General features: G+C 38.1%; 20 protein-coding genes and 1 other annotated feature. Of the genes, 19 read left to right on the forward strand and 1 reads right to left on the reverse strand.

The features are described from left to right. Window positions 1-552: 552 nt before the first annotated feature. The 18 genes from NiCM35_RS00460 to NiCM35_RS00545 all read left to right on the forward strand — a co-directional run bounded on the left by NiCM35_RS00460 (window position 553) and on the right by NiCM35_RS00545 (window position 19,727). The gene (locus NiCM35_RS00460) at window positions 553-1,326 is read left to right on the forward strand and encodes a YlmH family RNA-binding protein (RefSeq protein ID WP_433778237.1); all 774 of its coding nucleotides are present in this window, start codon (window positions 553-555) and stop codon (window positions 1,324-1,326) included. A 202-nt stretch (window positions 1,327-1,528) separates the two neighbouring features. Then, complete coding sequence (locus tag NiCM35_RS00465; protein WP_016201026.1) at window positions 1,529-2,026, forward strand: DivIVA domain-containing protein; 498 nt, start codon at window positions 1,529-1,531, stop codon at window positions 2,024-2,026. A gap of 58 nt (window positions 2,027-2,084) precedes the next feature. Beyond that, window positions 2,085-2,317: a binding site (T-box leader), on the forward strand. A gap of 98 nt (window positions 2,318-2,415) precedes the next feature. Beyond that, window positions 2,416-5,175: an isoleucine--tRNA ligase gene (gene ileS, locus NiCM35_RS00470; protein WP_095329109.1), complete on the forward strand. Its 2,760-nt coding sequence runs from the start codon at window positions 2,416-2,418 to the stop codon at window positions 5,173-5,175. Window positions 5,176-5,518: 343 nt separating this feature from the next. Then, window positions 5,519-5,800: a hypothetical protein gene (locus tag NiCM35_RS00475; protein ID WP_433778240.1), complete on the forward strand. Its 282-nt coding sequence runs from the start codon at window positions 5,519-5,521 to the stop codon at window positions 5,798-5,800. A gap of 100 nt (window positions 5,801-5,900) precedes the next feature. After that, window positions 5,901-6,398, forward strand: coding sequence for a signal peptidase II (lspA, locus tag NiCM35_RS00480; RefSeq protein WP_095329174.1), 498 nt, complete (start codon window positions 5,901-5,903; stop codon window positions 6,396-6,398). Beyond that, window positions 6,367-7,278 (forward strand): RluA family pseudouridine synthase, encoded by a 912-nt coding sequence (locus NiCM35_RS00485; RefSeq protein WP_095329111.1) that lies wholly within the window; start codon window positions 6,367-6,369, stop codon window positions 7,276-7,278. The genes lspA and NiCM35_RS00485 overlap by 32 nt, the downstream gene beginning before the upstream one ends. A gap of 192 nt (window positions 7,279-7,470) precedes the next feature. Beyond that, window positions 7,471-8,013 (forward strand): bifunctional pyr operon transcriptional regulator/uracil phosphoribosyltransferase PyrR, encoded by a 543-nt coding sequence (pyrR, locus tag NiCM35_RS00490; protein ID WP_095329112.1) that lies wholly within the window; start codon window positions 7,471-7,473, stop codon window positions 8,011-8,013. A 169-nt stretch (window positions 8,014-8,182) separates the two neighbouring features. Further along, a complete protein-coding gene (locus NiCM35_RS00495) occupies window positions 8,183-9,508 on the forward strand; it encodes a solute carrier family 23 protein (RefSeq protein WP_095329113.1) in 1,326 nt (441 codons plus the stop codon). A 188-nt stretch (window positions 9,509-9,696) separates the two neighbouring features. Further along, window positions 9,697-10,635, forward strand: a complete 939-nt coding sequence (locus NiCM35_RS00500) for an aspartate carbamoyltransferase catalytic subunit (RefSeq protein ID WP_123257432.1) — start codon at window positions 9,697-9,699, stop codon at window positions 10,633-10,635. After that, entirely contained in the window at window positions 10,601-11,887 is a 1,287-nt protein-coding gene (gene pyrC / locus NiCM35_RS00505) for a dihydroorotase (RefSeq protein WP_433778458.1), read from the forward strand. The genes NiCM35_RS00500 and pyrC overlap by 35 nt, the downstream gene beginning before the upstream one ends. Continuing rightward, window positions 11,884-12,981, forward strand: coding sequence for a carbamoyl phosphate synthase small subunit (locus NiCM35_RS00510; protein ID WP_095329116.1), 1,098 nt, complete (start codon window positions 11,884-11,886; stop codon window positions 12,979-12,981). The genes pyrC and NiCM35_RS00510 overlap by 4 nt, the downstream gene beginning before the upstream one ends. Further along, complete coding sequence (carB, locus tag NiCM35_RS00515; protein WP_123257434.1) at window positions 12,968-16,180, forward strand: carbamoyl-phosphate synthase large subunit; 3,213 nt, start codon at window positions 12,968-12,970, stop codon at window positions 16,178-16,180. The genes NiCM35_RS00510 and carB overlap by 14 nt, the downstream gene beginning before the upstream one ends. Beyond that, entirely contained in the window at window positions 16,177-16,956 is a 780-nt protein-coding gene (locus tag NiCM35_RS00520) for a dihydroorotate dehydrogenase electron transfer subunit (RefSeq protein WP_095329118.1), read from the forward strand. The genes carB and NiCM35_RS00520 overlap by 4 nt, the downstream gene beginning before the upstream one ends. Then, window positions 16,953-17,894, forward strand: coding sequence for a dihydroorotate dehydrogenase (locus NiCM35_RS00525; RefSeq protein ID WP_123257435.1), 942 nt, complete (start codon window positions 16,953-16,955; stop codon window positions 17,892-17,894). Before NiCM35_RS00520 ends, NiCM35_RS00525 begins: the two co-directional genes overlap by 4 nt. Further along, window positions 17,866-18,582, forward strand: a complete 717-nt coding sequence (gene pyrF / locus NiCM35_RS00530) for an orotidine-5'-phosphate decarboxylase (RefSeq protein WP_095329120.1) — start codon at window positions 17,866-17,868, stop codon at window positions 18,580-18,582. Before NiCM35_RS00525 ends, pyrF begins: the two co-directional genes overlap by 29 nt. After that, complete coding sequence (gene pyrE, locus NiCM35_RS00535; protein WP_095329121.1) at window positions 18,579-19,199, forward strand: orotate phosphoribosyltransferase; 621 nt, start codon at window positions 18,579-18,581, stop codon at window positions 19,197-19,199. The genes pyrF and pyrE overlap by 4 nt, the downstream gene beginning before the upstream one ends. A 118-nt stretch (window positions 19,200-19,317) precedes the next feature. Then, on the forward strand, window positions 19,318-19,455 hold the full coding sequence (locus NiCM35_RS00540; RefSeq protein WP_176474176.1) for a hypothetical protein: 138 nt from the start codon (window positions 19,318-19,320) through the stop codon (window positions 19,453-19,455). A gap of 143 nt (window positions 19,456-19,598) precedes the next feature. Further along, window positions 19,599-19,727 carry a hypothetical protein gene (locus NiCM35_RS00545; protein ID WP_268926804.1) on the forward strand — a complete coding sequence of 43 codons (129 nt, stop codon included), beginning with the start codon at window positions 19,599-19,601 and terminating at the stop codon, window positions 19,725-19,727. Window positions 19,728-19,786: 59 nt separating this feature from the next. On the opposite strand, the gene NiCM35_RS00550 is transcribed toward NiCM35_RS00545, so the two are convergent. Beyond that, on the reverse strand, window positions 19,787-21,499 hold the full coding sequence (locus NiCM35_RS00550) for an Rqc2 family fibronectin-binding protein (protein ID WP_123259614.1): 1,713 nt from the start codon (window positions 21,497-21,499) through the stop codon (window positions 19,787-19,789). Between the two features lie 378 nt (window positions 21,500-21,877). Here NiCM35_RS00550 and NiCM35_RS00555 point away from each other — a divergent pair, with 378 nt between their 5' ends. Next, the gene (locus NiCM35_RS00555) at window positions 21,878-24,556 is read left to right on the forward strand and encodes a calcium-translocating P-type ATPase, SERCA-type (protein WP_095329123.1); all 2,679 of its coding nucleotides are present in this window, start codon (window positions 21,878-21,880) and stop codon (window positions 24,554-24,556) included. The last annotated feature ends 14 nt before the right edge of the window (window positions 24,557-24,570 follow it).

The following is a 24,570-nucleotide window of genomic DNA, read 5'->3' on the forward strand; positions in this document are numbered from 1 at the left end:
GTCTATACTGAACAAAGGTAGAAAGAGGCAGGGACAATACAAAATATATAATGCATAAAGACGAACAATCTCTAATTAAGTAGTAAAACCAATTCGTTCCATTGCGCTACAGACCCACGATGCGCCGGGGAGCAACCTAAGTCTCCTCGGCTAAAGCCTGTGGGGTCTTAGGTTTTGCTCTACTTCCCGCAGGAGTCGAGGGTCCTCCGCTCCATTCCACTCCGTTTTTAAAGGTTGTTTCGTTCCATTATTTTTTTAAAAGAAAATATAATTATTAGGAAAAACGGAGCAGATTGAATACACGTAGACTCCTATGGGATCTGCGAGAAAGTCCGAGACCCTGCAGGCGAAGCCGAAGCGGCTCGGAGCTCGCCCTATGGAAAGCGAAGTGTATTCAGTCTGCGGTGACTAACCATAAAACCCATTCAGAATGAAAATAACAAACAATTATACGAGAATTTGATTAGCATCTCCATATAATTGTTCGGATTTATATTTGGTTGGAATACTTTTGTCCCAGCCCTTTTTCTATGCCAAAAAGGAGTTACAAAGATGTCAATTTATCAACATTTTCGTCCGGAAGAAAGAGAATTTATCGATCAAGTGCAAAATTGGCGAAATTATGTCGCGGATACTTATGCGCCGAAATTGACTGATTTTTTGGATCCGCGTGAACAAAAAGTCCTTAGGATGATTATCGGAGAAAATCAGGAAGTAAAATATGCATTTTTTGGCGGACATGAACAGGCGGAAAGAAAACGAGCTATCCTTTACCCTGAATATTATCAACCGATGGAAGCAGATTTTAATTTAGCCTTATTAGAAGTGAATTATCCCAAGAAATTTGTTACGATAGAGCATCCTCATGTTTTAGGAAGTTTAATGTCGCTTGGATTAAATAGAAGTAAATTCGGAGATATATTCGTTCTTGACGGGGATATTCAAGTTGTCGTTGCTGGTGAAGTTGAGGATTATGTAAGACTTCAACTTGATTCTATCGGAAAAGCAAAGGTAACACTTGCTGCTGTACCTTTAGAAAAAATAATTTTAACAGAGGAACACTGGACAGAGATGACTAAGACTATTACGTCGCTTCGACTTGATGCGATTCTTGCTGCTATTTATAATTTTTCAAGAGAAAAAGCAAAAAACTATATCACCCAAGGCTTAGTAAAAGTTAACTTTACTTTAAATGAAAACGTCGCTTTTATGTGTGAAGAAGGGGATGTATTCTCAGTGCGCGGAGAAGGCAGAGCGACGATTAAATCGATTGAAGGCAAAACAAAAAAAGATAAATGGAGGATTGTAGTAGGTAAATTGAAGTAGAGAATCGAAAATGAAGGAATTCCCAGAATTTCTATTTCAGACAAAAAACATAGTTTTTTTATTGTATATATATGATACAATATTTTTTAGCAGCATTATTTTTCATGTTTCTTCTTATTTTTTAAAAATAATGCAGGAAATCCGATAATACTGTCGAAATAAGGATGATACATAAAGAAATTGAAGTTTGGGAGGTGGCTTTATGCCATTAACGCCGTTAGATATTCATAACAAGGAATTTGCCAAAGGCTTCCGTGGTTATGATGAAGATGAAGTAAATGAATTTCTTGATCAGGTAATTAAAGATTATGAAAATATTATCCGCGAGAAAAAAGAACTGGAAGAAAGATTAAACGAGTTAACTGACCGTATCGGCCACTATAATAATATTGAAGAAACATTAAATAAATCAATTGTTGTAGCACAAGAGGCTGCTGAGGAAGTTAAACGTAATGCACAAAAAGAAGCAAAACTAATTATTAAAGAAGCGGAAAAGAATGCAGATCGAATTGTGAACGAATCACTATCAAAGGCGAGAAAGATCGCGCTTGAAATTGAAGAATTGAAAAAGCAGTCAAAAGTGTTCCGTACACGTTTCAAAATGTTGATTGAAGCACAATTAGATATGTTAAACAACGATGATTGGGATCATTTATTAGAATATGAATTAGATGCATCAGAGTTAAATTCTACAAAATAAAGACCATAGTCTTGACGATAAGGTAGAATTGCAATATAATTTTTCACAAATATATATTCATGTAGCGTTGATAGGGATAGTAGATTGTCAAAAACTTATGAAAAGCGAATCAGGGATGGTGTAAGCCTGATATAAGTTGGCAATTGAAAATCACCCTGGAGTCTTTTTCTGAAAAGTTAAGTAAGAAAAAGCGGTTCATTGCCGTTAAAAAATGTCTAAGTGGATAAAAGTTATTTTTATCTATAAGGGTGGTACCGCGGGAACCTAATAGAAAACCTTCTCGTCCCTTTCGTGGGGATGAGAAGGTTTTTTGCTGTCTATACTGAATTAGAGAATATTGGTTAGATGGAAGTATACATGAAAAAAGAGAATTAAGTTGGAGGAAGAAAATGGAATATAAAGATACGTTGCTCATGCCAAAAACAGCATTTCCGATGAGAGGAAACTTGCCTAATCGTGAGCCTGAAATTCAAGCGAAATGGAAAGAAATGAACATCTACGAAAAAGTACAGGAACGTACTCAAGGTCGCCCAATGTTTGTTTTGCATGATGGACCTCCATATGCAAACGGAGACATCCATATTGGACATGCGCTTAATAAAATTTTAAAAGATTTCATTGTTCGTTATAAATCAATGACTGGCTTTCAAGCACCATATGTGCCAGGATGGGATACACACGGTCTGCCAATCGAACAAGCTTTAACCAATAAAGGGGTTAAACGTAAAGAAATGACGATTGCTGAGTTCCGTAAACTATGTGAAGAATATGCATTAGGGCAAATCGACAGTCAACGAGAACAATTTAAACGCTTAGGAGTTCGCGGAGATTGGGAAAATCCTTATATTACTTTAAAGCCTGCATATGAAGCACAGCAAATTAAAGTGTTTGGAGAGATGGCGAAAAAAGGCTATATTTACAAAGGTAAAAAGCCAGTTTACTGGTCTCCAACAAGTGAATCAGCTCTTGCTGAAGCTGAAATTGAATATAAAGATAAAAAGTCTGCTTCCATTTATGTTGGCTTTAAAGTAAAGGATGGCAAAGGGGTTCTAGAAGAGGATGTACAAATCGTTATCTGGACAACTACTCCATGGACAATTCCTGCTAACTTAGGTATTTCTGTTCACCCTACTTTAACGTATGTTGTAGTGGAAGAAAAAGGCAGCAAATACTTAGTAGCACAAGACTTACTGGAAAGTGTTAAAACAGAAATTGGCTGGGAAGAAGCGAAAGTAGTTCAAGAATTGAAAGGGAAAGACTTAGAGTATATTCTAGCTGCACATCCAATCTATGGCCGTGATTCTTTAGTAATGTTAGGAGAACACGTAACAACAGATGCAGGTACTGGATGTGTTCATACTGCTCCTGGACATGGGGAAGATGACTTCTTAGTTGGGCAAAAATACGGATTGGAAGTTCTTTGTCCTGTTGATGATAAAGGGGTTATGACAGAAGAAGCACCTGGATTTGAAGGGTTATTCTATGATAAAGCGAATAAGCCGATTACCGAAAAACTGGAAGAGGCTGGAGCATTATTAAAGCTGCAATTTATCACTCACTCCTATCCACATGACTGGAGAACGAAAAAACCAGTTATTTTCCGTGCTACCGCACAATGGTTTGCTTCTATTAAAGACTTTAGAAATGAACTATTAGATGCAGTTAAAGAAACAGCTTGGGTTCCGGCATGGGGCGAAACAAGATTATTTAATATGATTCGTGATCGTGGAGACTGGTGTATTTCAAGACAACGTGCATGGGGAGTGCCAATTCCTGTATTTTATGCAGAAAACGGTGACAGCATTATTACGGATGAAACGATTGAGCATATTTCTAATTTATTTAGAGAAAATGGTTCAAATATTTGGTTTGAAAAGTCTGCGAAGGAATTATTACCAGAAGGATTTACACACCCTGGAAGCCCTAATGGAGAATTTACGAAAGAAACAGATATTATGGATGTATGGTTCGACTCTGGTTCTTCTCACCAAGCTGTATTGCTAGAAAGAGATGATCTGCAGCGTCCTGCTGACTTATATCTAGAAGGTTCTGACCAATATCGCGGCTGGTTTAACTCCTCTTTATCTACAAGTGTAGCGGTAACTGGTAAAGCACCTTATAAAGCTGTTTTAAGTCATGGCTTTGTTTTAGATGGAGAAGGCCGTAAAATGAGTAAGTCACTAGGAAATGTAATGGTTCCTGCAAAAGTTATGAATCAATTAGGTGCAGATATTTTACGCCTATGGGTAGCTTCTGTAGACTTCCAAGCAGATGTACGCGTATCTGATGCTATATTAAAACAAGTAACAGAAGGATATCGTAAAATTAGAAATACATTCCGTTTCTTATTAGGAAATCTTGCTGATTTCAATCCAGAAACAGATGCACTTTCCTACGATGAATTACGTGAAGTTGATCAGTTTATGCTGATTAAATTAAATAAATTGATTAAAAACGTAACAGAATCCTATGATAAATATGACTTCTCTACGATTTATCATAATATTAATAATTTCTGTACACTGGACTTAAGTGCATTCTATCTTGATTTTTCAAAAGATGTACTTTACATTGAAGCAGCAAATAATAAAGAAAGAAGAGCGATTCAAACCGTTCTTTACGAAAGCTTAATCAGCTTAACAAAATTAGTTGCACCAATCTTACCGCATACTGCGGATGAGGTATGGGATCATATCTCTTCTGCACAAGAAGAAAGTGTACAGCTAACTGATTTCCCAGCATACACAACATTTGAAAATAGTGATGTGTTAGAAGAAAAATGGAATAAATTCTTGGTTGTACGTGATGATGTGCTGAAAGCTTTAGAAGAAGCACGTAATCAAAAAGTAATCGGTAAATCACTTGCAGCGAAAGTAACATTGTATGTAAATGAAGAAGTAAATAGCCTTCTAAATTCCATTCAAGAAAACTTACAGCAATTATTTATCGTATCAGGTTTTGAAATTGCTGGTGCATATAATAGCGCACCTGAAGATGCTTTAAAACTTGAAAATGCAGCTATTGTTGTTACAAAAGCAGATGGTGAAACATGTGAAAGATGCTGGACTGTAACAACAGATGTCGGTAAAGTGGAAGCACATCCAACACTATGTGAACGATGCGCACATGTAGTAGAAGAAAATTATTAATAATTTTTTATATGAGGCTGAAACATAAACTTTCAAGCCGAAGTTAACCCCAAATAAGGATACGAAAAAATATTTCGTATCATTTGTTTGGGGTTTTTTTGATAAAAGGAAAAAAGTTTTGGAAAAGCCTTTTATTTGGAAAAGAAAACAGAAAAAGTGATTACATAGTGTGAAAGACATTCCTGGCTATTATCATAAAGCGGAGGGGATTTTTTATACATGTGAAAAGAAGTGAAATACTTCCACCTCCGTTAATAGTTGTTATGCCTGTTAAATCTTTAATCGGTTTTTGTCTCCCTCAATGGAAATGCTAAAAATAATTAAAGAAACGGAGGTAATGGAATTGAATTCTACTATTGAAAAGCTTTATACAGAACTCCGTATGACACAAATTGAATTAGTAACAACGTTAAGAGTAAATAGAGATTCAAAAATAAATAAATATATTGAAGATGAACTAAAAGATGTAGAAGAAACGATGCAAAAGTTAGAAACTGGTAATTTTGGAATGTGTGAAATGTCAGGTGAATTGCTACCATTTGATTTGTTGGAGATGATTCCGACAATTAGGACAAAGGACGATATTAACAGCATTCAATCCTATTATCGAAAGTCAATCCACTGATTAATACACTAGCTTCAAATAGAAATATGCGGCCAAGCTATCGTTTTCATCTAGTTTATGCTAAAATGCTAAAGGAGACTCGAGAATGGAGGAAACTTTAGTGTTTTATTACATAATTGCAGCTATTATTATTATTATTGATCAATGGACAAAATGGTTAGTTGTAAAAAATATGGAGCTGGGAGAAAGCATCGAGGTAATAAAAGATTTTTTCTACCTAACATCTCATCGTAATAGTGGAGCTGCATGGGGCATGCTGGAAAATCAAATGGTATTTTTCTATATTATCACCGTCATTGTGGTGATTGGGTTAATTTATTTGATTCAAACTGGTACAAAAGGAAAAATGCTGTATGGCGTTTCACTTGGTCTAATTTTGGGTGGTGCGCTTGGTAATTTTATCGACCGGGCCAGACATCAATATGTAGTCGACTTTATCAATACGTATATCTTCAATTATGATTTCCCTATATTTAATATTGCAGACTCATCTTTAGTAATTGGTGTTATTTTATTAATCCTAGTGATGCTGAGGGAGGATAGAGACGCAAAGAAGGAGAAGAAACATGGAGAAAAAGGAACATATCATTCAAAGTGAACAAGTAAATGAACGAATCGACAAGATTGTTTCCACAATTAATGCAGATTGGTCCAGAACGCAGGTTCAACAATGGATAAAAGACGGTCATGTAACTGTTAACGGACAAACTGTCAAAACAAAGTATAAAGGTGTTTTAAATGATATAGTAGCTATTGAAGTACCAGAAGCAGTGGAGTTAGATGTAGAAGCAGAGGAAATGGATTTGGATATTTATTATGAGGATCAAGATGTTATCGTAGTAAATAAACCAAAGGGAATGGTTGTACATCCAGCACCTGGCCATGTAACAGGAACATTAGTAAATGGTCTGATGGCGCATTGTAAAGATCTTTCTGGGATTAATGGGGTGATGAGACCAGGGATTGTCCACCGAATTGATAAAGATACGTCTGGTCTGCTGATGGTTGCTAAAAATGATGCTGCGCATGAAAGCCTAGTGAATCAATTAGTAGCAAAAACGGTAACGAGAAAATATAAAGCATTAGTACATGGTTCTATTCCCCATGATTATGGGACAATTGAGGCACCGATTGGTCGTGACACGAAAGACAGACAAAGTATGGCTGTTGTAGATAAGGGGAAACACGCGGTTACTCATTTTCACGTGCTAGAAAGAATAGCGGAATACACCTATATTGAATGTCAATTAGAGACGGGACGCACCCACCAAATTCGTGTGCATATGAAGTATATCGGCTATCCGCTTGTGGGAGATCCTAAATATGGACCAAGAAAAACATTAGATATTGGCGGTCAGGCACTTCATGCTGGCTTACTAGGATTTGAACATCCACGAACAGGAGAATATCTAGAGTTCGAAGCACCTTTACCTAAAGAATATGAACAGCTTTTAGATACATTACGAAATAATCGTTGACAAGAGTTCTATCTTATATTAAGATAACTTTAGTTGAATAAGTCCTTTAAATCAATCCCGTGAGGTTGAGAAGGTAACGGATTATAGCTATTTTAAGTAATAGCTATCTTAGTATACGTATATCCTCTCATCCAAAAGGGTGAGAGGATATTTTTTTTGAAGATTGAATTCACAGCATGGATGGTGATCGAGATGTCAAAAAAGGCACTTGTACTAGACGATCAAGCAATAAGACGAGCATTAACTAGAATCGCTCATGAAATTATTGAAAAGAATAAAGGGATAGAAAATTGTATTCTAGTTGGCATTCGGACAAGAGGTATCTATATTGCAAACCGTCTTGCCGAAAAAATTGCCCAAATAGAAGGAAAGCCAATCGAAGTTGGAGAGTTAGATATTACGTTATATCGAGATGATTTAACGAAGAAAACAAAGAATGAGGAACCATTAGTTAAAGGATCAGATATTCCAACAGATATCCAAGGCTTAAAAGTCATTCTGGTAGATGATGTGTTATATACAGGTAGAACTGTTCGTGCCGGAATGGATGCACTGATGGATTTGGGAAGACCAGCATCTATACAGCTTGCGGTTTTAGTGGACAGAGGTCATCGAGAACTTCCGATAAGAGCTGATTATGTAGGGAAGAACATTCCAACTTCCAGTTCAGAAAAAATTGTAGTCGAGCTTGATGAAGTCGATGGACATGATGAAGTAAATATATTTGAAAATTAAATAGATCCCTTTTAAAAGCAGTCCTGTGAGGCTGAAAAGGGGAGTTTTTCTAAGGTTTCTTTAAACCTGCTTAAAACCCCTTTTTGCTGCGCAGAAAAGGGGTTTTATTTTTTCAATAGGGGATATTAATAACTTACTCAATTTTTTAAAACAGAAAGAGGAGACAGAAATGAACGAAACAAAACCCTTATTAGGAATTAATGATAAACCAAGTGCTCTTCAATGGATTACCTTAAGCTTACAGCATTTATTCGCCATGTTTGGCGCAACTGTATTAGTACCATTCTTAATTGAATTGAGTCCAGCGGTCGCTTTAGTCTCAAGTGGAATAGGTACACTCGCATTCTTAATCATTACACAATTTAAAGTACCTGCATATTTAGGCTCCTCTTTTGCTTTTATCGCACCCGTTATCGCGGCGAAGACAATGCCGGGCGGCGGGCCAGGCGCAGCAATGATCGGAACCTTTATTGCCGGAATTGTGTATGGAATTGTTGCCTTAACGATTAAAAAAGCAGGATATCGTTGGATTATGAATATCTTGCCACCGATCGTTGTCGGACCTGTAATCATGGTAATCGGATTAGCGCTTGCTACAACTGCGGTTGGACAATCAATGTATATGAATAATGGAGCTGAGAATCAAGAATACAGCTTACTTTATATCTCTGTAGCATTAGTGACATTACTTGCAACCATCCTTTTCACGATGTTTGGCAAAGGAGTATTTAGCTTTATCCCAATATTAGCAGGTATCGTAATCGGCTATGTCTATGCCCTGCTTGTAGGAGTGGTTAACTTTCAAGGAGTCTTGGATGCCAAATGGTTTGCAATGCCAGACTTTATCTTCCCATTCGTAGATTATCCTGTAACAATAAACCTTGCCCTACTAACAATTTTTGTTCCAGTGGCAATCGTGACACTAACGGAGCATATCGGTCATCAGCTTGTATTAAGTAAAGTAGTTGGAAAAGATTATATAAAAGATCCTGGCCTTCACAGAAGTATTTTAGGAGATGGAACTGCAACGATTATATCTGCTTTAATGGGTGGACCTGCAAAAACAACTTATGGAGAAAACATAGGGGTTTTAGCAATAACGAGAGTGTATAGTGTATATGTTTTAGGAGGAGCAGCAGTATTAGCAATAGGTTTTGGCTTTATCGGCAAAATTGCGGCCCTTATACAGTCTATCCCAACACCAGTAATGGGAGGCGTATCTATCCTTCTTTTCGGAATTATTGCATCATCTGGATTAAGAATTATTGTAGAAGCAAAGCTTGATTTTAATAAAAACCGCAATTTAGTTATTGCATCTGTCATCCTTGTAACTGGAATAGGCGGATTCTCGATTCATATGGGAGAACACTTTAAACTAGAGGGAATGGCTTTTGCTGCAATCCTCGGAATTATTTTAAACCTAGTATTGCCTGGTAGAGAAAAAGCAAAAGAAGATTTATTCGAAGAATCAATCGCAGTAGATGAAACTAAATAAGAACACCTTTTAAACAAGTACAGAGAGACTTATAAGGGTGCCAAAAACGATGCATAGATTATAGCCGCAGGTTTACTTTGCCTAAATCTATGCAAAAGTGAAATTTTTGACGCCCTAACGAGTATGTTAGGGCGTTTTTTTTGCGAAGTGAAGTTAGTAAACGGCAGCAAATCATGGGAGGTAGTATCATGGAAAACTTATTAACGACGACTGAGTTAACCGTTACAGAGATTCAGGAAATCTTAAGAGATGCACAAAGATTTGCAGATGGAGAAATATGGCGGCCGGCAAATCAATGTTTTATAGCAAATCTTTTTTTCGAAGCTAGCACGAGAACAAAAAGCAGCTTTGAAGTAGCGGAAAGAAAGTTAGGACTTGAAGTGATTCCTTTTGAAACGACAACCTCAAGTGTTGTGAAAGGAGAAACACTATATGATACTGTTCGAACGCTGGAATCAATAGGAGTAAATGCTGTAGTCATAAGGCACGAAACTGACCGCTACTTTGATGAGTTAGTCGGAAAAGTAAATATACCAGTCCTTAATGCAGGAGATGGCTGTGGTCATCATCCTACTCAATCATTGCTTGACCTTCTAACCATACAGCAGGAATTCCAACGCTTCAACGGCTTAAAAGTAAGTATTATCGGTGATATTAGCCATAGCCGTGTCGCTAGATCTAATGCAGATGCTCTGACAAGGCTAGGGGCAGAGGTTGTTTTTTCCGGACCAAGAGAATGGTTTGATGAAACAGTCTTACAAGATGCAAATTATGAAGATATTGATACAGCGATTGAAACATCCGATGTTGTGATGCTGCTGCGTGTCCAACATGAAAGGCATGGCGATGAAAGAGCTGTTTTTGACAAAGAAAGCTACCATAAGCTTTATGGATTAACAATAGAAAGAGAAAGAAAAATGAAGCAAGGAAGCATTATTATGCATCCTGCACCAGTAAACAGAGATGTTGAAATTGCCGATGAACTTGTGGAATGCGAACGCTCCAGAATTTTTAAGCAAATGGAGAATGGTGTGTTTATCCGCATGAGTGTACTAAAAAGATCATTAGAAAATATCGGAGGGAGAAATGAACATGTCAATACTTATCAAAAATGGCCAGTTGCTTAATACTACAGGGGAATTAGAACAGAACGACATTTTGATTGAAAATGGAGCAATTAAGATGATTGCAAAGGAAATCAATGTAACTGCAGAGGAAGTGATTGATGCAGCTGGAAAAGTGGTTGCGCCAGGCTTTATTGATTTGCATGTTCATTTAAGAGAGCCAGGCGGCGAAAAGAAAGAAACGATTGCAACAGGGACAATGGCAGCAGCTAGAGGTGGATTCACAACGATTGCGAATATGCCAAACACTAGACCTGTGCCTGACACGGTCGAAAATCTACATAATTTAAATGAAAGAATTAAAAAAACAGCAAATGTAAATGTTTTACCGTATGCCTCCATTACAATTAGACAATTAGGGACAGAGCTTACTGATTTTAAGGCACTTAAAGAATTAGGAGCATTTGCCTTTACAGATGATGGCGTAGGAATTCAAGAAGCTGGCCAAATGCTTGAAGCAATGAAGCAAGCTGCTGTGTTGGATATGGCAATTGTCGCTCACTGTGAAGACAACAGCCTCATTAATAAAGGTTGTGTCCATGAAGGGGAATTTTCGAAGGCGAACGGTGTAAATGGAATACCAAGTGTTTGTGAATCAGTCCAAATTGCAAGAGATGTTCTTTTAGCAGAAGCAACAGGCTGTCATTATCATGTTTGCCATATCAGTACAAAAGAATCTGTACGTGTTGTAAGAGATGCGAAAAAAGCTGGAATAAGAGTGACTGCAGAGGTATCACCACACCACTTACTATTAGCAGATACAGATATTCCTTCCCTTGACACGAATTATAAAATGAATCCTCCTTTAAGAGGAACAGAGGATCGTGCTGCTCTAATCGAAGGGCTGCTAGATGGAACAATTGATTTTATTGCAACAGATCATGCACCACATACAGCAGAAGAAAAGGCACAGTCGATGCAGCTTGCACCATTTGGAATTGTTGGTTTAGAAACAGCATTTCCGCTCCTTTATACGAACTTTGTAAAAACAGGGGTCATGACGCTGCAACAGTTAATGGATTATCTAACGGTAAAACCAGCTCAAAGCTTTAAATTGGATACGGGAACATTAGAAGCAGGAAAGAAAGCGGATATCGTAATACTTGATTTAGAAGAGAAAAATAAAATTGATCCTGAAACATTTTTATCAAAAGGAAGAAATACCCCATTTGCTGGTTGGGAATGTCAAGGTTGGCCAGTTACAACAATTGTTAGTGGAAAGATTGCTTGGAGAAAGGAAAGTGTACACGCATGAAAAAACAACTAATTCTTGAAGATGGCACAGTATTTATCGGGAAAGGCTTCGGTGCCGATACAGAAAAATTTGGTGAAATAGTATTTAACACAGGTATGACAGGCTATCAGGAAATTCTATCCGATCCATCCTACTGTGGACAAATTGTCACACTTACGTATCCTTTAGTGGGGAATTATGGCATCAATAGAGATGATTTTGAATCGATAACGCCTGCTATCCATGGATTTATTGTCAAAGAAGTGTGTGATTTCCCTTCAAACTGGCGAAATGAACTATCATTAGACGAATATTTTAAACAAAAGAAAATTCCCGGAATTGCAGGAATAGATACGAGAAAATTAACCCGTATTATCCGTCAATATGGAACGTTAAAAGGCGCCATTTGCAGCATCGAAGAAAATGCGGAAGAAGTAATTGCAAAATTAAAAGGTATTACATTAAGTGCAGAACAAGTAAAGCAAGTTTCAACAAAGAAACCATATCCAAGCCCTGGCCGTGGAAGCCGCGTTGTTTTAGTAGACTATGGCATGAAGCATGGTATTTTACGAGAATTAAATAAAAGAGATTGTGATGTAATCGTTGTTCCTTATAACACTACAGCAGAAGACATTCTAAATTTAAGTCCAGATGGTGTGATGTTATCTAACGGACCTGGGGATCCAAAGGATGTACCGGAGTCCATTGAAGCAATTAAAGGAATTATTGGGAAAGTACCGTTGTTTGGAATCTGTCTAGGTCATCAATTGTTCGCACTTGCAAGTGGGGCAAACACGGAGAAAATGAAGTTTGGTCATAGAGGATCAAACCACCCAGTGAAGGATTTATTAACAGGGAAGGTTTCGCTGACATCGCAAAACCATGGCTATACAGTAGAGGAAGAATCTATTAAATATACAAACTTAGAAATAACACATATTGCTTTAAATGATGGAACAATTGAAGGCCTACAGCATAAAGAATATCCAGCATTTACCGTACAATATCATCCAGAAGCTTCACCTGGACCAGAGGATGCCAACTATTTATTCGATCGTTTTATGGAAATGATACAATCTCACAAACAGGAAGGTGCCGCATATGTCAAAGCTTAAAAGTATTAAAAGTATATTAGTAATCGGATCAGGACCAATCATCATTGGGCAGGCAGCAGAATTTGACTATGCAGGAGCGCAAGCATGTATCGCTTTAAAGGAAGAAGGCTATCGTGTTATTCTAGTAAACTCCAACCCTGCGACCATTATGACAGATACAGAAATGGCAGATAAAGTGTATATAGAACCATTAACACTTGAATTTGTCAGCAGAATTATCCGCAAAGAGCGACCAGATGCTATTCTCCCAACATTAGGAGGGCAAACTGGCTTGAACCTTGCTGTTGAGCTTTCCGATGCTGGTGTGTTGAAGGAATGTGGAGTTGAAGTACTTGGAACAAAGCTATCTGCCATTCAGCAAGCAGAAGATAGAGACCTTTTCCGTAATTTGATGAATGAATTAGGTGAACCTGTACCAGCTAGTGATATTATCCACAATATGGAGGAAGCAAAAGCTTTTGTGGAGAAAATTGGTTATCCGGTTATCGTCCGACCTGCTTTTACACTAGGAGGAACTGGTGGAGGGATTTGCCATAATGATGAAGAATTAGAAGAGATCGTAACAAGCGGCTTGAAAAATAGCCCAGTTACACAATGTTTATTAGAAAAAAGCATCGCGGGCTTTAAAGAAATTGAATACGAAGTAATGCGTGATAGCAATGATAACGCGATTGTAGTATGTAACATGGAAAATATCGATCCAGTTGGGATTCATACAGGTGACAGTATTGTCGTGGCACCAAGCCAAACATTAAGCGACCGTGAATATCAATTACTAAGAAATACATCTTTAAAAATTATCCGTGCCTTAAAAATCGAAGGTGGCTGTAACGTACAGCTTGCCTTAGATCCAGATAGCTTTCAATACTATATTATCGAAGTAAACCCAAGAGTAAGTCGTTCATCTGCCCTTGCTAGTAAAGCAACTGGCTATCCAATTGCAAAGCTGGCGGCAAAAATTGCAGTAGGCTTAACATTGGATGAGATGATGAATCCTGTCACTGGAAAAACTTATGCAAGCTTTGAGCCAGCCCTTGATTATGTTGTAAGTAAAATCCCACGCTTTCCTTTCGATAAGTTTGAATCAGCAAAGCGTAATTTAGGGACCCAAATGAAAGCAACTGGGGAAGTAATGGCAATTGGCCGTACTTTTGAAGAATCTTTACTAAAAGCGATCCGCTCTCTAGAAGCAAAAGTATATCATTTCTCTCTAAATGCAGCAGATGAAACAAGTGATGAATTACTCGAGAAACGAATAAGAGTTGCCGGTGACGAAAGATTGTTTTATATAGCAGAGGCACTTAATCGGGGCATAAGCATAGAAACCATTCATGAGTGGAGTAAAATTGATCTCTTCTTCCTTTTCAAACTGGAAGGCATTATTAAGTTTGAGAAAGAGTTAGTTAACCATCCATTTGATGAGGAGTATGTAAAAGAAGCAAAAGAAAAAGGATTCGCTGATATTCAGCTTGCAAAGCTTTGGAACACAACAGAACTTGAAATATATAACTGGAGAAAAAAGAAAGGCATTGTACCTGTCTATAAAATGGTTGATACATGTGCTGCTGAATTTGAATCAGAAACACCATACTACTATGGAACATATGAAGAGGAAAATGAATCCATTGTCACAGATAAGAAGAGCATTGTTGTCCTTGGTTCGGGTCCAATTCGTATCGGTCAAGGAATTGAGTTTGACTATGCAACGGTTCATTCTGTTTGGGCAATCAAGGAAGCAGGCTATGAAGCAATAATCATCAACAACAATCCAGAGACTGTTTCAACAGACTTTAGTATTTCAGATAAACTTTACTTTGAGCCACTTACAATTGAAGATGTCATGCATATCATTGATTTAGAAAAGCCAGAGGGAGTAGTGGTTCAGTTTGGCGGACAGACAGCCATCAACTTAGCTGGTCCATTAGCAGAGCGTGGCATCAAAATTTTAGGAACATCTCTTGAAGATTTAGATCGTGCGGAGGACCGTGATAAGTTTGAACAAAGTCTTCAAGCCTTGGGTATACCACAGCCAGACGGAAAAACAGCGTTAACAGTTGAAGAAGCAATTGTCGTTGCACAATCAATTGGCTACCCTGTACTAGTAAGACCATCTTATGTATTAGGTGGAAGAGCAATGCAGATTGTTTATAAAGAAGAAGAGCTGGTTCCTTATATGGAGAATGCAGTTAAAGCAAGTCCGGGACAGCCAATCTTAATTGATCGATATTTAACAGGGAAAGAAATTGAAGTGGATGCAATCTGTGATGGCACTGATGTAGTAATTCCAGGAATTATGGAGCATATTGAGCGAGCGGGAGTACACTCAGGCGATTCGATCGCAGTCTATCCGCCACAAAGCTTATCTGCAGAAATCAAGCAAACATTAGTAGATTATACAACAAGGCTGGCAAAAGGGTTAAAAATCGTTGGTTTGCTGAATATCCAGTATGTTGTATCCAAAGGCGAAGTTTTTGTACTAGAAGTAAATCCTCGCTCTAGTAGAACAGTACCTTTCTTAAGTAAAATTACGAATGTGCCAATGGCGAAAATAGCTACTAAAGTTATTTTGGGTACTTCCTTAAAAGAACAAGGCTATCAATCCGGCTTAGTAGTAGAGAAGTCTGGTGTTTATGTGAAAGTTCCAGTATTCTCTTTTGCAAAATTACGAAGAGTAGATATTACCTTAGGTCCTGAGATGAAGTCAACAGGAGAAGTAATGGGGAAAGACATCACTCTTGAAAAGGCTCTTTATAAAGGGTTAATTGCTTCAGGAATGAAGATTAAAACATTCGGAACTGTTCTGATGACAATTGGCGATAAAGATAAGGAAGAGGCTTTACAGCTTGCAAAAAGATTTACGAATATCGGCTATAGCTTAATGGCAACAAGTGGAACAGCAGCTTTCCTTGAAAGCAATGACATTCCAGTAAAAGTGGTTGGCAAAATCGGTGGAGAAGGCCATACATTAATTGATGTCATCCGCAATGGAGAAGCACAATTTGTCATTAATACCTTCTCCAAAGGCAGTCAGCCAGCAAGAGATGGGTTCCGTATCAGACGTGAATCTGTCGAAAATGGGATTCCGTGTTTAACTTCTTTAGACACAGCAGAGGCGATCCTGCGAGTAGTTGAATCCATGACGTTCTCTACAGAGGCAATGGAGCCAAGCAAAAAGCAATCGGAGGCAGTGTTAATATGATCAAAAATGAAATCTGTACAGTAGTTGATCAGAAGGAAATCGCGGAGAATATTATGGAGCTCACCTTAACAGGTGGGCTTGTCTCTGAAATGAACGAGCCAGGTCAATTTGTTCATATCAAAGTAAGTGATCATTCTGCACCGTTATTAAGACGTCCAATTAGTATTTGCCACATTGATCAGGAAAGAAAAACATTTACGATGATCTACCGTGCAGAAGGAGCTGGCACCAAGCTTCTTGCCAAAAAACAAGCAGGAGAAGCTATTGATATCCTTGGTCCATTAGGAAATGGTTTCCCAATTGAAGAAAGTAAGTCAGGGCAGACAGCATTATTAGTTGGTGGAGGAATTGGAGTGCCGCCATTATATGAATTAGCCAATCGTCTAGTTGCCAAAGGAGTAAAGGTAGTGGCTGTATTAGGCTTTCAAACAGAATCCGTTGCTTTTTATGAAGAAAAGTTTGCCAAACTCGGGGATACGTATATCGCTACAGTAGATGGTAGTTATGGTACACAAGGATTTGTGACAGATGTTATTTTTCAAGAAAAACTAGAATTTGACGTATTATATTCCTGTGGACCAACACCAATGCTTAAAAATCTAGAAAAAACATTTCCAGATAAAAAGGTGTTCATTTCTTTAGAGGAAAGAATGGGTTGTGGGATTGGTGCGTGCTTTGCTTGTGTATGTCATACAGCAGATGATCCAACAGGGTTTAGTTATAAGAAAGTATGTACAGATGGACCAGTATTTAGAACAGGGGAGGTTGTCCTATGAACCGACTTCAGGTAAAGCTTCCTGGATTAGAGCTTAAAAACCCGATTATGCCTGCTTCTGGCTGTTTTGGATTTGGACGGGAATACAGTAATTTATATGATTTAAGCAAGCTTGGTGCTATCATGATTAAAGCGACAACTGTGGAGCCTCGCTTTGGCAATCCTACACCAAGGGTCGCAGAAACTACTTCTGGGATGCTCAATGCTATCGGTCTTCAAAATCCCGGTCTTAAAAAAGTAGTTGGGGAAGAATTGCCATGGCTAAGTCAGTTTGATGTACCAATTATTGCAAATGTTGCTGGATCCGTTGAAGAGGATTACGTTGAAGTGGCGAAAGAGATTTCCAAAGCTTCGAATGTCGCCGCATTAGAATTAAACATTTCTTGTCCGAATGTAAAAACAGGAGGAATTGCTTTTGGAACAATCCCTGAGGTTGCAAAGGAATTGACGAAAAAGGTAAAGGAAGTATCAGAGGTTCCGGTATATGTAAAGCTATCTCCCAATGTGACAAATATTGTGGAAATGGCAAAAGCAGTGGAAGCAGGAGGGGCAGATGGGATTACCATGATTAATACGCTTGTTGGCATGCGTCTGGACTTAAAGACAGCACAACCCATTCTAGCGAACAAAACGGGAGGCTTATCTGGACCAGCTGTTAAACCTGTAGCAATTCGAATGATTTATGAAGTAAGTCAAGCGGTAAATCTGCCGATTATCGGAATGGGCGGTGTATCGTCGGCTGAGGATGTCCTAGAGTTTTTCTATGCTGGTGCAAGTGCAGTAGCAGTCGGGACAGCAAACTTTGTGGACCCATTCATTTGCCCAAAAATAATCGAAGAATTACCTGAGCTTTTAGATAAATACGGATTTGAACATATTTCAGAAGTAACTGGAAGGAGCTGGGGAAAGCATGAACAATTCGCTTATCATCGCGCTTGATTTTGCAACAAAGGAAGAGGTGCATTCCTTTTTGAGCAAATTTAATGGAGAATCTTTATTTTTAAAGGTAGGAATGGAACTTTTTTATAAAGAAGGACCAAGCATTATCAAGGAATTAAAAGAGCAAAATCATCAAATTTTCCTCGACTTAAAATTACATGATATCCCTAATACCGTTGGAAGTGCGATGAAAAATATTGCTAGCTTAGGCGTTGATTTAGTAAATGTCCATGCAGCCGGCGGAGTGGACATGATGGCTCGGGCAGTGGAAGGACTTGAAGCAGGGACACCATCTGGAATGAAGCGAGCAAAATGTATTGGAGTAACTCAGCTAACAAGTACGTCTGAAGCAAGCATGCAAAAAGAGCAGTTAATTTCAGTACCTTTAGTAGAGTCTGTTTTACATTATGCAACGATTACGAAAGAGGCTGGATTAGATGGCGTTGTTTGCTCCACATTAGAAGCTGGGGCCATTCGTGAACAATTAGGAGAATCGTTTCTCACTGTAACACCTGGCATTCGATTACAAACAGATCAAGTACAGGATCAAGTACGCGTTGCAACACCTCAAGTTGCCCGTGAGAATGGTGTATCAGCAATAGTTGTTGGTCGTTCGATTACAAGAGCAGAAAATCCATATGAAAGTTATACATTATTTAAATCAGAGTGGGAGGGCATTATGCTATGAAACATGAAATTGCTGAACAATTACTAGAGATTAAAGCTGTTTTTTTACAGCCAAATGATCCATTTACTTGGTCTTCAGGATTAAAATCTCCAATCTATTGCGATAATCGCTTAACTTTGTCTTATCCTAAGGTGCGTAAAAATATTGCAACAGGGTTAGCTGATTTAATTAAAGAAAATTTCCCCGAAACAGAAGTAGTGGCTGGAACAGCGACAGCAGGTATTCCTCATGCTGCTTGGGTAAGTGATATTTTAGATTTACCAATGGCATACGTCCGCTCAAAAGCAAAAGCGCATGGAAAAGGAAATCAGATTGAAGGAAAAGTGGAAAAGGGCCAAAAAGTAGTCGTCGTCGAGGATTTAATTTCTACTGGGGGGAGTGTCATCACAGCTGTTAATAGTTTACGAGAAGCAGGTTGTGAGGTTCTTGGTGTCGTTGCGATTTTTACATATGAATTACCAAAGGGCAAAGAACTCCTTGGGGACGCTGAGATTACAGCCTACTCATTAACAGACTATTCGAGCTTATTAGATGTAGCACAGAAACAAGGCTATATTCAAGAAGGAGATTTGGCAAGCTTAAATGCTTGGAAGGAAAGTCCAGAGAATTGGGGATAGATTAAGGAGTGAACAGCACTTTTATGTAAAGTGCTGTTTTTTAGTTTGAGTAAAAAAGTTTGTTATTGTTTGGGATTTGGTGAGAAGAATTGTTCAATAGAGGCATGAAAATGGAAGGGTGAAGGGGGGTTGGCGAAAAGTAGCGTTTATAGGGATGGTGAACGCCAAAATGGATGCAGGAAGTAAGAAAAATGGTGTTCATAGAAGGGATGAACGCCAAAATTGGAGTGAGATGGAGGAGAAGTGGTGTTCATAAAAAGGATGAAAACCAAAATTGGAGCGAGATGGAGGAGAAGTGGTGTTCATAAAAAGGATGAAAACCAAAATTGGAGCGAGATGGAGGAGAAGTGGTGTTCATAAAAAGGATGAAAACCATAATTGGAGTGAGATGGAGGAGAAGTGGTGTTCATAGAAGGGATGAACGCCAAAATTAGTGCAAGAGGAAGAACAATGGTGTTCATAAAAGGTATGAAAACCAAAATTAGTGAGGGAAGTAAAAAAATTGGTTTTCAGACGGATTTACCATAAGTTACATGCACAATTAAACAAAAACGAGAGGCAGCTAAAGACCTCTCGTTTCAAACTATTTAGCTTTTTTTCAAGCGAATAACCGTTTCTTCATCTGGAGTAACATAAACAGTTTGCTGATTATCATATATGACAAAGCCTGGCTTTGCGCCACTTGGCTTTTTCACATGACGTACTAATGTGAAGTCAACGGGAACAGAGCTAGATTGGCGTGCTTTACTGAAATAAGCTGCTAATATTGCTGCTTGCATGATTGTTTCCTCGGAAGGCTCTTTGCTGCGAATGACAACATGGGATCCAGGAATATCCTTTGTATGCAGCCAAATTTCATCTCTAGCTGCAACTTTATTTGTTAAGTAATCATTTTGTTTATTATTCTTTCCGACGATAATTTCTGTGCCATCGGACGAAACATAGTAGTCTAAGACAGGCTTTATATTTTGCGGCTTTTTATTTTGCTTTTTCTGTCTTTCTCTAAGGTAACCTTCTTCCACTAACTCTTCGCGAATTTCTTGAATATCCTTCGGAGAGGCAGCAAGAATTTGCTGATATAGTGTTTCAAAGTATCCATATTCTTGGTCTGCTAGTTTAATTTGTTCCTTAATAATATCAATCGAATTTTTTGCTTTTTGATATTTTGTAAAATATTTTTGCGCATTTTCAGAAGGCGACAGTCTTGGACTAAGCGGAATCTTAACGGTTTTACTCTCTTCATCATAATAATTGATTACTTCTACTTCTGACAGGCCTTTTTTAACCGCATAAAGGTTTGCTGTCAAAAGTTCACCAAGTAATTGATATTGTTCTGCATTTTCAGCTTCCGACAAAGAACGTTCTAGTTTTTTTATTTTCTTTTTATTTTTATCACGTTCATTTACAATAAACCGTTCTAAATCATTGCTTTGCTGTTTCACACGGTCTCGTTCTGCTTTTCCGAAATAATAGCGATCGAGCATTTTACTTAATGTAGGAAAGGACTTCACGTTTCCTTTGACATGCTCCATTGATAGGCAGTAAAAATATTCTTTCTCTGGAGTATCCATAATAGAAGGAGCATAATTGCCATTTTTTATTGGCTCCATTACCATAAGAAAAGCTTTTGGCAAAGTTTCACGGTTGGCAAGACCTGCCTGATAGACCATTTCTTTAGCAACTAGTGGAGATAATCCGGCAAATTGCTGGACCAGCTGTTTGTCCAATTTTCCGCTATTAAAATCAATAGCTCTTAGAATATCTTCTTCTGTTGCAGTATAAGGATCTTGTTTTTCTTGTTTTGGCGGTGCTAAATACTCATAACCGGGAAGAATAGCTCTATGACTATTAACAGCATACGAAATATGTTTAATGCTATCTAGAATAGTATTTTTATCGCGGTCAACCAAAATGATATTGCTGTGTCTCCCCATTATCTCGATCATTAGTTTTTTATAGGAAGTATCGCCAATTTCATTTCTTCCCCTAATTTCTAAAACAATGATTCGTTCATTGTCTATTTGATAAATGTCTTCTATAAAATAACCTTCTAAATGCTTGCGGAGAAGCATGCAGAACATTGGTGGTTCTTTAGGATTTTCATAATTTTCTTCCGTAATTTGAATGCGGGCATAGCTAGGATGAGCAGATAATAGCAATTTTTGATTTTTTCCATTAGCTCGAATGGATAAAATAATTTCATTGGTAAAAGGCTGTTGAACTTTATTAATTCGGCCTCCTAGTAAAAGCTCTTTTAATTCAAGAGACATTGCGCGTGTAAATAAACCATCAAATGACATAACTAACGACCTCATTTATAATAATTTCCCTCTTTACTCTATCTTTATTGGGGAAGAAATACAAGGATTTGGGTTGAAAATGCTTGTGATTTTGCTATAGATGCAAGAATAACGAGAAGTGGAGGCAGCCTTCGATAAGTTTTAATTTGTAAAAAATAGATGAGATCTAGGCATATGGTATTTTTTCTCATAATAAATAGGAATTAAATCTCTATCCTTAGCATTTTTTCGGCCAAGCTTGAATATGATTCTCTTAGAGTGGTGTTGGGACAACTATGTATGTTAGTAAGTTGCTAACTTTTGTTCAAAACAGCTACGAATTTCTTCGCTGCTACTATAGCGAACGGTGAATGAAAAAGGGGGAAGTGAGATGGCCGGATGAACTATCATGAAATGAACGAAAAAGAAGTAGAACAAACATTGAATACTGATTTTTCGGCTGGGTTATCAGATGAAGAAGCGGAAAAGCGACGAAAGAACTTTGGATACAATGAATTAGAGGAAGGAGAAAAGCAATCACTCCTGCTTATTTTCTTCAGTCAATTTAAGGATTTTATGGTACTCGTTCTTTTAGCTGCCACGCTTATTTCAGGTTTATTAGGCGAATATATTGATGCAATTGCGATAATTGCAATCATCATTCTCAATAGTTTTCTTGGATTTTTTCAAGAGATAAGAGCAGAAAAATCATTATCTGCATTAAAAGAATTATCACAGCCTCATGTTCAGGCACTTCGGAATGGAGAATGGGTTAGTCTATTATCGAAGGAGCTAGTTCCTGGTGATGTCATAAAATTCGCGAGCGGGGATCGAATAGGAGCAGATGTCAGAATTATTGAATCAAGAAGCCTGGAAGTGGAGGAATCTGCGTTAACCGGAGAATCTGTGCCAGTTCCTAAAACAGTATCTGCAATCAAAAATAATAATCTAGCACTTGGTGATATGGAAAATATGGGTTTTATGGGAACAATGGTATCCCGTGGAAGTGGTGTCGGGGTTGTTATTGGGACAGGAATGAAAACAGCAATGGGGCAAATTGCTGATTTGCTGCAAAATGCAGATTCTGTTACCACCCCGCTGCAAAGACGTTTGGAGCAGCTAGGGAAAATTCTCATTGTCACAGCATTACTATTAACCGTATTAGTTGTGGTGATTGGGGTTCTTCAAGGGAATGATTTATACACAATGGTACTAGCCGGTGTATCATTAGCGGTAGCCGCGATTCCAGAAGGGTTGCCCGCGATTGTAACGATTGCTCTATCTCTTGGTGTTCAGAAAATGATTCGCAAAAATGCTATTGTCAGAAAGCTTCCTGCTGTCGAAACTCTTGGCTGTGCTTCAGTCATTTGTTCTGATAAAACCGGAACATTAACGCAAAATAAAATGACAGTAACCAAAACTTGGATTGGCGGAAAAACATATACGGTAGATGGAACCGGATATGAGCCGCAAGGGCAATACTATGTAGGTGAACAATTAGTAAATCCAGCAAAGGATAAGGCACTACAACAGCTTTTAACCTTTGGAATGCTTTGCAACCACGCCGAGATTTTGCAAAAAGATGATGATTATGTTTTAAATGGGGATCCGACGGAAGGCGCGATTTTAGTTGCCGGGATGAAAGCGGGATTCACTCGTGCTCAATTATTAAATCAATTTGCGATTGTCAATGAATTCCCTTTTGATTCTACAAGAAAAATGATGAGTGTTGTGGTGAAAGATCCAACTGGACGTCAATTTGTTGTTACTAAAGGTGCACCTGATGTCTTAATTGGTCAGAGTAAATCAATACTTTTCGAAAATCGTTCGCAAGCTTTAGGAAATAAGGAAAAGCAAGTGGTTCAAGATGCGATCAATGGCTTAGCTTCCCAGGCGCTTCGTACCATTGCGATTGGCTATAAGGAAATTTCACCAAATACCCTTATTATGCATGAAAGAGAAGCAGAAAAGGATTTAATTTTCATCGGTCTCCAAGGAATTATTGATCCGCCAAGGCCAGAAGTAAAACAAGCTGTAAAAGAATGTAAAGAAGCTGGTATAAAAACAGTAATGATTACAGGAGACCATGTTATTACTGCAAATGCTATTGCGAAACAGCTAGGCATTGCCAATAATCACTCTAAAGTAATGGAAGGGAAAGAGCTTTCAGATCTAAGTTTAAAAGAATTAGAGGATATCGTTGAAGATGTTGCTGTATTTGCACGAGTTTCGCCAGAGCATAAATTGAAGATTGTTCAGGCGTTTCAAAATAGAGGGCATGTAGTTGCGATGACTGGGGACGGAGTAAATGACGCTCCAGCGATAAAGAAAGCTGATATCGGAATTGCAATGGGAATCACAGGCACGGATGTCGCAAAGGAAGCATCTTCTTTAGTATTGATGGATGATAATTTTGCGAGTATTAAATCTGCTATTGTAGAAGGAAGAAATATTTATGAAAACATTCGTAAATTTATCCGCTATTTACTTGCTTCAAATGTTGGAGAAATACTGGTGATGTTATTTGCGATGCTATTAGCACTTCCTTTGCCGCTTGTTCCTATTCAAATTTTATGGGTGAATTTAGTAACAGACGGTTTGCCAGCGATGGCCTTAGGCTTAGATAGACCGGAAGATAATGTTATGAAAAGAGGACCGCGTAGTCCGAATGAAGGTGTATTTTCTAGAGGATTGGGCTGGAAGGTTATCTCTCGCGGGTTCTTGATCGGTGTTTCGACTATTCTAGCCTTTATGTTTGCCTATAACAATAATCCAGAAAATCTTGAATATGCCCAAACTGTTGCTTTTATAACATTGGTACTTGCCCAGTTAATTCATGTATTTGACTGCCGCAGTGAAAAATCCATTCTTTCAAGAAATCCATTTGGCAATATGTACTTAGTTTGGGCTGTGGTTTCTTCCTTAGTATTGGCACTTATTGTTATTTACGTGCCAGGGCTGCAAGAAATCTTCCATACACTGCCAATAGCAATGAAAGATTGGCCAATGATCATCGGATTCGCCTCCGTACCAACTTTTTTACTCGCAGGATCATTTTTATTAAGTAAATCAAAATAAAATATGTTATAATC

Source organism: Niallia sp. M35, assembly GCF_050971705.1.
In the GTDB taxonomy this organism is placed as follows: domain Bacteria; phylum Bacillota; class Bacilli; order Bacillales; family Cytobacillaceae; genus Niallia; species Niallia circulans_A.